Origin of the sequence: Mycobacterium sp. 1245852.3 (genome assembly GCF_001669335.1) — a bacterium.
In the GTDB taxonomy this organism is placed as follows: domain Bacteria; phylum Actinomycetota; class Actinomycetes; order Mycobacteriales; family Mycobacteriaceae; genus Mycobacterium; species Mycobacterium europaeum_A.
In genome coordinates this window covers 18,130-28,426 of record NZ_LZLL01000114.1, presented here as the reverse complement: position 1 = coordinate 28,426, position 10,297 = coordinate 18,130, and the positions used below count along the sequence as shown (strand labels likewise).

Annotated in this window: 9 protein-coding genes and 1 pseudogene; 6 read left to right on the top strand and 4 right to left on the bottom strand. The window is 67.2% G+C overall.

Translation table 11 applies throughout. The annotated features are described in order from the left end of the window. Nucleotides 1–261 precede the first annotated feature (261 nt). Both A9W96_RS05185 and A9W96_RS05180 read left to right on the top strand, forming a co-directional pair. Nucleotides 262–2,211 carry an NAD(P)/FAD-dependent oxidoreductase gene (locus A9W96_RS05185; RefSeq protein WP_067138255.1) on the top strand — a complete coding sequence of 650 codons (1,950 nt, stop codon included), beginning with the start codon at nucleotides 262–264 and terminating at the stop codon, nucleotides 2,209–2,211. Nucleotides 2,212–2,221: 10 nt separating this feature from the next. After that, a pseudogene (locus A9W96_RS05180) lies at nucleotides 2,222–3,341 on the top strand (alcohol dehydrogenase catalytic domain-containing protein). On the opposite strand, the gene A9W96_RS05175 reads toward A9W96_RS05180, so the two are convergent. Then, on the bottom strand, nucleotides 3,252–4,163 hold the full coding sequence (locus tag A9W96_RS05175; RefSeq protein WP_067138253.1) for an SAM-dependent methyltransferase: 912 nt from the start codon (nucleotides 4,161–4,163) through the stop codon (nucleotides 3,252–3,254). The pseudogene A9W96_RS05180 and the gene A9W96_RS05175 overlap by 90 nt on opposite strands. Nucleotides 4,164–4,228: 65 nt before the next feature. Continuing rightward, nucleotides 4,229–4,660, bottom strand: coding sequence for a D-aminoacyl-tRNA deacylase (gene dtd / locus A9W96_RS05170; RefSeq protein ID WP_066876658.1), 432 nt, complete (start codon nucleotides 4,658–4,660; stop codon nucleotides 4,229–4,231). 51 nt (nucleotides 4,661–4,711) lie between these two features. Here dtd and A9W96_RS05165 point away from each other — a divergent pair, with 51 nt between their 5' ends. Beyond that, on the top strand, nucleotides 4,712–5,017 hold the full coding sequence (locus A9W96_RS05165) for an MTH1187 family thiamine-binding protein (RefSeq protein WP_066863327.1): 306 nt from the start codon (nucleotides 4,712–4,714) through the stop codon (nucleotides 5,015–5,017). A 49-nt stretch (nucleotides 5,018–5,066) separates the two neighbouring features. Continuing rightward, nucleotides 5,067–6,371 (top strand): competence/damage-inducible protein A, encoded by a 1,305-nt coding sequence (locus A9W96_RS05160; RefSeq protein ID WP_066863324.1) that lies wholly within the window; start codon nucleotides 5,067–5,069, stop codon nucleotides 6,369–6,371. Nucleotides 6,372–6,373: 2 nt separating this feature from the next. Here the strand turns inward: A9W96_RS05160 and A9W96_RS05155 are convergent, their stop codons facing one another. After that, nucleotides 6,374–7,726, bottom strand: a complete 1,353-nt coding sequence (locus tag A9W96_RS05155; protein ID WP_369806976.1) for a sialate:H+ symport family MFS transporter — start codon at nucleotides 7,724–7,726, stop codon at nucleotides 6,374–6,376. On the opposite strand from A9W96_RS05155, the gene A9W96_RS05150 reads away from it, so the two are divergent. Next, a complete protein-coding gene (locus A9W96_RS05150; protein WP_066863317.1) occupies nucleotides 7,725–8,792 on the top strand; it encodes an amidohydrolase family protein in 1,068 nt (355 codons plus the stop codon). The two genes, A9W96_RS05155 and A9W96_RS05150, sit on opposite strands and share 2 nt — an antisense overlap. A gap of 47 nt (nucleotides 8,793–8,839) precedes the next feature. Further along, nucleotides 8,840–9,235, top strand: a complete 396-nt coding sequence (locus A9W96_RS05145) for a phage holin family protein (RefSeq protein ID WP_066876664.1) — start codon at nucleotides 8,840–8,842, stop codon at nucleotides 9,233–9,235. Here A9W96_RS05145 and A9W96_RS05140 read toward each other — a convergent pair. After that, complete coding sequence (locus A9W96_RS05140) at nucleotides 9,232–10,197, bottom strand: FAD-dependent oxidoreductase (RefSeq protein WP_066876666.1); 966 nt, start codon at nucleotides 10,195–10,197, stop codon at nucleotides 9,232–9,234. The genes A9W96_RS05145 and A9W96_RS05140 overlap by 4 nt on opposite strands. Nucleotides 10,198–10,297: the final 100 nt, after the last annotated feature.

Below are 10,297 nucleotides of genomic sequence, written 5' to 3'. Positions count from 1 at the left end.
CTCGAGAAGGGCTGGACCACCCAAAAACGCGCCAACGGCGACACCGAATGGATCCCACCACCACACCTCGACCGCGGGCCAACACCTTCCATCACCCCGAAGAAATCCTCGCGGACGAGGACGACGACGATCCCTAGCGGCGACGATCCGGAGCTGCGAACGTCTTGATCCCGCGCCGAGCGACCGGGTAGCGTAGTGCTGCCAATTACGAAACTATGGGTAGCGTAATTGGCTACGAAGCCACCGAGAGGATCTCCCGTGATGCGCAGCCGCTACGCCGGCGATCCCTTCACCACATCCACACCCGAGATCGCCGCCGCGCTAGAGGATGTCAGCATTCCCACGCTGTTGCTCTCGCTCGTCCACATCACCGGCGAGCCACGGTTCATCCGCGACTTCAAGCAGATGGGCATCTTTCTCAACGAGGTCCAGGGGTTCATGTCAGAGGACGACAAGGCGCGGGCGCGCGCCGAGGCGCTGTCGGTCATCACCGAGTATCGCGACCGCGGTTGCCCCGAACCGCAGCCGCTGAGCCCCGAACTCATCAGGGAGATGATGGACTGGGCGGCTTGCGAACACGTGCCCGACGACTACTTGTCGCTGATCTCCGAAGAGCTCGACCTCGACGGCGTCGACCCTCGCCGGCCCGCCACATTGCCCGCCGAGCGCACCGCCGAACTTCCGGTCCTGGTCGTGGGATGCGGCGAATCGGGCATCCTGGCCGGCGTGCGCCTCAAGCAGGCCAACATCCCGTTCACCATCATCGAGAAGAACGCGGGCCCCGGCGGAACCTGGTGGGAGAACAGCTATCCCGGCGCCCGCGTGGATGTGGCGAACCATTTCTATTGCTACAGCTTCGAGCCCAACAACGACTGGACGCATTTCTTCGCCGAGCAATACGAGCTGCAAGACTATTTCACCAAGGTCATCGACAAACACGGCCTGGCAGACCATGTGCGTTGGCGGACCGAGGTTCTCGCGGCCGAATGGAATGACGACGACGGCGCGTGGAGCGTTTCGCTGCGCTCGTCCGACGGTCGGGCGACCACCGTGCGCGCCCGCGCGCTCATCACCGCGGTCGGGCAGCTGAACCGTCCGAACATCCCCGAGTTCGCCGGCGCGGACACCTTCGCGGGGCCGTCATTTCACTCGGCGGCCTGGGATCATTCGGTAGATCTCAACGGCAAGCGGGTCGCGCTCGTCGGCGCCGGCGCCAGCGGATTCCAGATCGCCCCCGCGATCGCCGAGGACGTGGAGCACCTCACCGTGTTTCAGCGGACCGCGCAGTGGATGTTCCCGAACCCGATGTATCACGACGAGGTCGGCGACGGGGTGCGCTGGGCGATGCGCCATCTTCCGTTCTACGGCAGGTGGTATCGCTTCCTGGTGCTCTGGCCCGGCTCCGACAAGGGTCTCGACGCGGCCGAGGGTGACCCGGGTTACGCCGACCAGGAGCACGCCGTCAGCGACATCAACGCCGCCGCCCAGATGATGTTCTCGCAGTGGATCACCAGTCAGGTGAGCGAGGATTCCGAGTTGCTGGCCAAGGTGATGCCGGACTATCCCGCCTGCGGCAAACGCACCTTGCAGGACAACGGCAGTTGGCTGCGAACGCTGCAGCGCGACAACGTCGAATTGGTCCGCACACCCATCGACAAGATTACGCCAAACGGCATCGTCACAGGCGACGGTGTGGCTCATGACGTCGACGTCATCGTGTACGCCACCGGGTTTCGGCACACCGACGTGCTCTGGCCGCTGAAGGTCACCGGCCGAAACGGCACCGATCTGCATGAGATGTGGGGGAGCCGGCCATACGCCTACCTCGGCATCACGGTGCCGGAGTTCCCGAACTTCTTCATCGTCTACGGCCCGGGAACTCATCTGGCCCATGGCGGCAGCCTCATATTTCAGTCGGAGCTGCAAATGCGTTACATCGACCAGTGCCTGGCCCGACTGGCCGAAACCGGCGTGCATTCGCTCGAACCGAAACCCGAGGCCGCCACCGATTGGCACCGGCGGACGCAGACCCAGATCAAGAAGATGGTGTGGTCGCATCCGGCGGTCAAGCATTCGTATTTCAAGAACGCCGACGGGGAGATCCACACGGTGAGCCCATGGCGTCTCAACGAATACTGGTCGGCGGTGCGCGAGCCCGATTGGTCACAGTTTGTAGTCCGAACGAAAGATTCGGCGCGACAGGGAAAGTGAGCACGTCAATATGCGCACCGTAGTCGTCGACGGGCCCCGCAGCATTCGGGTGGACACCCGCCCCGATCCGGCACTTCCGGGGCCCGACGGAGCGGTCGTCGAGGTGAGCGCCGCGGGCATCTGCGGATCCGACCTGCACTTCTATGAGGCCGACTTTCCGATGCCCGACCCGATCGCGCTCGGCCACGAAGCGGTCGGCACCGTCGTGGAAGCCGGGCCGCAGGTGCGCGACGTCAAGGTCGGCGATCAGGTGATGGTCTCGTCGGTCACCGGTTGCGGCGCGTGCGCGGGCTGCGCCACCCGCGATCCGGTGATGTGTCACTCCGGATTTCAGATCTTCGGCGGCGGCGTGCTCGGCGGCGCGCAGGCCGACCTGCTCGCCGTGCCCGCCGCGGATTTCCAGCTGCTGAAGATGCCCGAGGGCATCAGCACCGAACAGGCACTGCTGCTCACCGACAACCTGGCCACCGGCTGGGCCGCGGCGCAGCGGGCCGACATTCCCTTCGGCGGCACGGTGGCAGTGATCGGCCTGGGCGCGGTCGGCCTGTGCTCGCTGCGCAGCGCGCTGTTTCAAGGTGCCGCAACGGTTTACGCGGTCGATCAGGTCGAAGGCCGGCTACAGCGGGCCGCCCAGTGGGGCGCGACGCCGGTGCAGGCGCCCGCGCTCGAGGCGATCCTGGCCGCCACCGGCGGCCGTGGCGCCGACGCGGTGATCGACGCCGTCGCGACGGACGCCTCCCTGACCGAGGCGATCAACGCCGTCCGGCCCGGCGGCACAGTCTCGGTGGTCGGCGTGCACGACATGAATCCGTTTCCCCTCAACGCGCTGGGCTGCCTGATCCGCAGCACGACGGTGCGGTTCACCACCGCACCTGTGCAGCGCACCTGGCCGGAACTGATTCCGTTGCTGCAGTCGGGCCGGCTCGACGTCGACGGGATCTTCACCACCACAATGCCGTTGGACGAGGCGGCCAAGGGCTACGCGACGGCGGAGTCGCGTTCGGGCGACGACGTGAAGATCCTGCTGAAACCCTAGGTGGTCAGCGGGTCGCCGTGATGTATTGGGACCGCATGAAGCTGTCGATCTTGACGTCGACGTCAGGCGGGGTCATGCCGTAGCCGGCCTGTAGGTCGAGCGTGTTGCGGACGGGTTCGACGGCCCAATCGTGGGCCGCGAGCCACTCCGCGGGGTCAGACTGGGGTTCATAGGTCAGGGCCGAAAAGTCCACATTGCCGGACACATTCACCCCGGGGTGGCTCGCCTCCAGGGCGTGGAGCTGGTCGTGGTCCAGTCGCGATCCCAGCGCGCCGATGGCGATCCGGCTGCCCGGCGCGCTGAGCCCGCTGATCCGGGTGAAAAGCGCGTGTTGCGCCTCGTCGGTGAGGTAGGGGAGCAGCCCCTCCACCGACCAGGCGCTCGGGGTCTCCACGTCGAACCCGGCCGCTTCCAACGGCCGTGACCAGTCGGTGCGCAGATCGGCGGCGACCTCGACGCGACGGGCTTTCGGGGTCGCGCCCTGTTCGCCGAGGACGCGGGCCTTGAATTCGAGGACTTTCGGGAGATCGACCTCGAAAACCCTTGTGTCCTGCGGCCATTGGAGCCGATACGCCCGAGAATCCAGACCGGCGGCTACGATCACCGCCTGCCGGATGCCCGCGGCTGCCGCGGCCTCGAAGAAGTCGTCGAAGAAGCGGGTCTGGACTCCGTAGAGGCGCGGGAAGGCCGTCTCGTCGTCGGAGGTACCGGGGTTGGCAAGCACGCTCGCCAGATACGGGTCATGCGAGGCGGCAATGAAGACTTTCGCGTATTCGTCGCGCACCAGCGGCCGCGGGCTCACGGCGTGCAGCGCTCGCCATCCCGCGACGAGCAGCGCCGTGTACCCCACGCTGCTGACGATGTCCCAGTTGTCGTCGTCGGAACGGAGTGACCCGAATTCGGGTGACGTGCTCATGGTTGCCCTCCCGTCGGCGCCGGCGACGACAAGCCGCCGGGTCCACGGTACCCGTGGGGGCGGGCTCACAGCTCCAAGAGCACCGTCACCGGACCGTCGTTCACCAACTCGACCTGCATGTTCGCCCCGAAGACCCCGGTCTGCACCTCGGCGCCCGACCGCCGTAACGCCTCGGCGAACTCCGTCACCAGCGGCTCGGCGACCGCTCCTGGAGCGGCCGCGTTCCACGACGGGCGGCGACCCTTGGCGGTGTCGGCGTACAGCGTGAACTGACTCACGACCAGGATGGGCGCGTTGACATCGGCCGCGGAGCGTTCGTCGGTGAGAATCCTTAGCTGCCAGAGCTTCTCAGCGAGCCGTCGCGCCTTGTCGCCGTCGTCGCCGTGGGTGACACCGACGAATGCCAACAGGCCCTGACCAGCCGGCCGGATCGCGCCCACCACCGCGCCGTCCACCGAGACCGTTGCCGACGAAACCCGTTGCACCAACACCCGCATGGGCCTCGATGGTGCCAGACCGGCCCCGCGGATCTTGGGTACGCTCGATGAATGTCTGTGCTCGTCGCGTTTTCCGTCACCCCGATGGGGGTGGGCGAGGGGGTCGGTGAGATCGTCGCCGAAGCGGTTCGGGTGGTGCGCGATTCCGGGCTGCCCAACAAGACGGATGCGATGTTCACCGTCATCGAAGGCGAAACCTGGGCGGAGGTCATGGCCGTGGTGCAGCGTGCGGTCGAGGCGGTGGCCGCCCGGGCGCCCAGGGTCAGCACGGTGATCAAGGCGGACTGGCGCGCCGGGACGACCGACGCGATGACGCAGAAGGTCGCCACCGTCGAGCGTTACCTTTCCGAGGGCTAGCTGTACCGACCTGAGCCGTTAGGCTTCCGGACGAACGTCCTCGGAGCCGATGCGTAGGCTCGGGGCGGTGAGCACACGCGCAGGAATCGTTGTCACCGGAACCGAGGTCCTGACCGGTCGGGTTCAAGATGCGAACGGCCCCTGGATCGCCGATCGCCTCTTAGAGCTGGGCGTCGAGCTGGGCCACATCACCATCTGCGGCGACCGGCCGGCCGACATCGAAGCGCAGCTGAGGTTCCTGGCCGACCAGGGCGTGGACCTGATCGTCACCAGCGGGGGCCTGGGGCCGACGGCCGACGACATGACCGTCGAGGTGGTCGCGCGCTTCTGCGAGCGCGAGTTGGTGTTGGACGCCGAGGTCGAGGAGAAGATCGCCAACATCCTCAAGAAGCTGATGGGTCGCAACCCCGCGTTCCAATCCGCCTTGGATCCCGGCACTTTCGAGTCGCTGCGGGCAGCCAATCGCAAGCAGGCCATGGTGCCGGCCGGGGCGCAGGTGCTCGACCCGGTGGGGACCGCTCCCGGCGTCGTGGTGCCCGGCAAGCCGACGGTGATCGTGCTCCCGGGTCCGCCGCGCGAGCTGCAGCCGATGTGGCACACCGCCATCGAGACGCCCGCGGCGCAGGAGGCGATCGCCGGCCGGACCGTCTATCGGCAGGAGATGCTGCGCATGTTCGGGCTGCCGGAGTCGGGACTGGCCGAAACACTGCGTGACGCCGAAACGGCCGTGCCCGGCTTCGAACAACTGGAGATCACCACCTGCCTGCGGCGCGGCGAGATCGAGATGGTCACCCGCTACGAGCCGGACGCCGCGGACGCGTACGCGCAGTTGACCAAGCTGCTGCGCGAGCGGCACGGGCATCAGCTGTACTCCGAGGACGGTTCGCGCGTCGACGATCTGGTGGCCCAGCTGCTGGCCGGCCATCGAATCGCGACGGCGGAGTCCTGCACCGCGGGCCTGCTGGCCGCGCGGCTGACCGACCGGCCCGGGTCGTCGGATTACGTGGCCGGCGGCGTCGTGTCCTACTCGAACGAGGCGAAGGTGGAGCTGCTCGGCGTCGACCCCGCGCTGATCGACGCGCACGGCGCGGTGTCCGAGCCGGTGGCCGAGGCAATGGCCGCGGGTGCGTTGCAACGCTTCGGCGCCGACACCGCGATCGCGATCACCGGAATCGCGGGCCCGGGCGGGGGGACCGAGGAAAAGCCGGTGGGCACAGTCTGCTTCAGCGTGACGGCCGCCGGCCGGACCGATACCCGCACACTGCGGCTACCCGGCAACCGCTCGGATATCCGGGAGCGCTCGACGACGGTGGCCATGCACTTGCTGCGACGCCTACTGGACAACAGCGACTAGCTTCACGTCACTTCGCTTGCCAGGAAAGCGCTTTCGGTGGTGCCGAACCGGATTCCGGTGGCGTCCTTTCCGATCAGCGTCAGCCCCGCCACCGCGATCAGCACCGGCACGATCGTGGCCGCCAACGCGAACGGATAGCCGTGCGATTCGGCGAGGCGTTCCTGGATCGGTAGGTTGAACGCCGCCAGCAGGTTGCCCAGCTGATAGGTCACCCCGGGATAGAGGCCGCGGATGGCGTCCGGCGACATCTCGGTGAGGTGCGCGGGAATCACGCCCCACGCGCCCTGCACGAAGAGCTGCATCAAAAACGAACCCAGGCACAGCATCGCGGCGCTGCGCGAGTACGCGAACAACGGGACGATGGGCAGCGCCAGGATCGCACAGAAGACGACGGTGTAGCGGCGGCTGAAGCGCTGCGACAGCGTGCCGAAGACCAGGCCCCCGATGATGGCGCCGACGTTGTAGACCACCACGATCCACTTGACCGTCGTGCTGGACAGACCGGCGCCCTGATTGGCGTGCGCCCCCAGGAAGGTGGGATAGACGTCCTGCGTGCCGTGGCTCATCCAGTTGAAGGCCGTCATCAGCAGCACCAGGTAGATGAACCGACGGATGATGGCGCCGCTGCGCAGCACGTCGCGGATCCGGGTGCTGGTGAGCTTCATCTGATCCTGGGCGGCTTCCCACACCTCGGACTCCTCCACGCGGTAGCGGATGACCAGGCTGATCAACGCGGGGACGATGCTCAGACCGAACAGCCACCGCCACGACAGCCCGATCCAGTCGATCACCACCAGCGAGGCGACGCTGGCCAGCAGGTAGCCGAACGCGTACCCCTCCTGCAGCAGCCCGGAAAAGAACCCGCGCCGCTCGACGGGAACCTTCTCCATGGCGAGCGCGGCGCCCAGCCCCCATTCGCCGCCCATGCCGATGCCATACAGCAATCGCAGGATGACCAGCACGGTGAAATTGGGGGCGAATGCGCACAGGAAGCCGACCACGGAATAGAACATCACGTCGACCATCAGCGGCAGCCTCCTGCCGACGCGGTCGGCCCAGAGGCCGAACAGCAGCGCGCCGACGGGCCGCATGATGAGGGTAGCCGTGGTGACGAACGCGACCTCGGCCTTGCTGTGATGGAACGTCTTGGCGATGTCGGCGTAGACGAGCACCACGATGAAGTAATCGAAGGCGTCCATCGTCCAGCCCAGTAGCGCCGCGATGAAGGAGTTTCGCTGATCGGCGGTCAACTTCTGACGAGGGCGTGGTGTGGTCACGTCAGCATCGTGGCTTACCCAGCGCGCCGGCGCGAGTTGTTTCACCATGTGGACCGCGAGAGTAAGTTCCGGATACATGCGGATCATCGACGCCGACGGACACGTGGCCGAGAATTCCTCGCTGGCAATCGAAGCGATCAAACGATGGCCGCAGCACGTCAGGCCCAGCACCGACGGCCGGCCGGGATTGACGCTCGAGGGCCGCAACTACCCCGAGGACACGGGTCCGGGCGCGGGTTGCCCGCCCGAACACGGGATCAGTAGGGCGCCCGACATCAACTGCCGCTCACCCGAGGGCGTGCTGGGGGACGCCGATCGCGACCACATCGACACGATGGTGCTGTATCCCAGCATGGGGTTGTGCGCGCCCAGCCTCGAGGACCCGGAGTTCGCTGCGGGATTCTCGAGGCTGTACAACCAGTGGATCGCGGACTACTGCGCCTCATCGGGTGGCCGGTTGCGCGGCGTCGCCGTCACACCGATCGAGCACGGCCGCGTCGCCGTCGACGTCATGACGGAGGCCAAAGAGCTCGGGCTGGTTGCCACCTTGGTGCCGCCGGCGCTCAAGAGCCGCAACCTCGACCACCCCGACCTCGATCCGTTCTACGCCGCCGCCGTCGAGCTCGGCATGCCGTTGGGGGTGCACGGCGCCCCGGGCATTCACCTGCCCAAGATCGGTGTGGACCGTTTCACGAATTACATTCAGGTGCACTGCATCAGCTTCCCCTTCGATCAGATGACGGCGATGACCGCGATGGTCTCCGGCGGCGTCTTCGAGCGCCACCCCGAGTTGCGGGTCGCCTTCCTCGAGGCGGGCGCGGGCTGGGTCCCGTTCTTCATCGACCGACTGCACGAGCATTACGAAAAGCGCGGCGACTGGGTCAAGGGCGGCTGGCGCCGCGATCCGCACGACTATCTGGCCGCGGGCAACATCTGGGTGACGTGCGAGCCGGAGGAACCGATCCTGCCCGGCGTGATCGACGTGCTGGGCGACGATTTCATCATGTTCGCCAGCGACTACCCGCACTGGGACGGTGAGTGGCCGGAGAGCACCAAACACCTGCGCACGCGAACCGACCTCAGTGAGGACTCGCGGGAAAAGATCGGCGGCTTGAACGCGCAGCGCTTCTACAATCTGAACTGAGCTGCGCCGCTTACTCCCGGCCCCGACGGGTGGCAGGATTTGCGACCATGGGCCCATTTCTGTTGCGCGCCGCGTTGACCGGCCTGGCGCTGTGGATCGTCACCCTTTTCGTGCACGGCCTTAGCTTCGTGGGCGGGGACACGAAGCTGGAACGCGTCGGCATCATCTTCGTGGTCGCCGTGATCTTCGGGTTGGTCAACGCGTTCATCAAGCCGATCGTCCAGATCCTGTCGATCCCGCTGTACATCCTGACGCTCGGCCTGTTCCATGTCGTCGTCAATGCGCTGATGCTGTGGATCACCGCGCGGATCACCGAGCACACCACGCACTGGGGATTGCAGATCGATCACTTCTGGTGGACCGCGATCTGGGCCGCGATCGTACTGTCGATCGTTAGTTGGTTGCTGTCCTTGGTGATTCGGCGTACCGGCGCCCGGCGCTAGCCGTCATTGGCCAGGTTCACCACATCGCCCGCGCAACCCCAGGACAAGGTGACGCCGTTGCCGCCGTGCCCGTAATTGTGGATGCACCGCGCCCGCCCCAGCGGCTCGGCTTCCACCCGCACCGAAGGACGGTCGGGACGCAGGCCGGTGATCACCTCGATCACCTCGGCGTCGTTCAGGCGCGGCTCGACGCGGCGACAGCGCCGCAGGATGCGTTGCGTCACGTCGGGGTCGGCCGCGGTGTCCCAGCGCCCGGGGATGCTGACGCCGCCGCAGACCACCCGTTGCGGATGGGGGAAGTAGCAGGTCCAGTCCGGGCCGCCGTCGGTTTCCACAAACAATTGCCGCAGACCGGGATTGGTGAGCACCACGTGCTGGCCGAACAATGGCTGCATGGTGTCGTCGCCGACCAGCGCGCCGGCGGCCAGCCCGGCGCAGTTGACGACGATTTCGGCGGCGTCGGCGGCCTCGTCGAGCGTCCGCACGGGATGCTCCTCGATTTCGCCGCCGGCCGACGCCAGCCGTCGGGTCAGGTAGTCGAGATAGTGCGGCATGTCGATCATGGGCAGGGTCGCGCGAAACCCGGTGCGGGAGCCCTCGGGGAGATCGGCCGGGTCGGCCGGCCGCAGGTCGGGAATCAACGCCGCCGCCGCCGATGACATCGCCTCGGTCGCGGTCAGGTCACCGGCGGCCAGCGCCGGCGCCAGCTGGACCCCGGAGTCGGGATCGTCGGCAAGATCGGTGAACACCCGCAGCGAGCGCTCGGTCCACTCCAGCGTCTCGGCTGCGCGATCGGCGGGTCGTGGGGGGAGCCAGACGGCGCCGGCCACCGCCGAGGTCGTCTGCTTGCGCGTGGCGGCCGCCCATACCCGTACCGGCCAGCCGGCCTCGGCCAAACAGATGGCCGACGTCAGCCCGCTGACGCCGGCGCCGACGACGACAATCTGCTGCGAAGGTGCCACGGCGCCACGGTAACGAAAACGGCCCGGCCGCGGAACGGGCCGAGGGTCGATCAGGGTCGATCAGGAATGCGCGCCCTGCGGGGCCGGCGAAGCGGGGGAA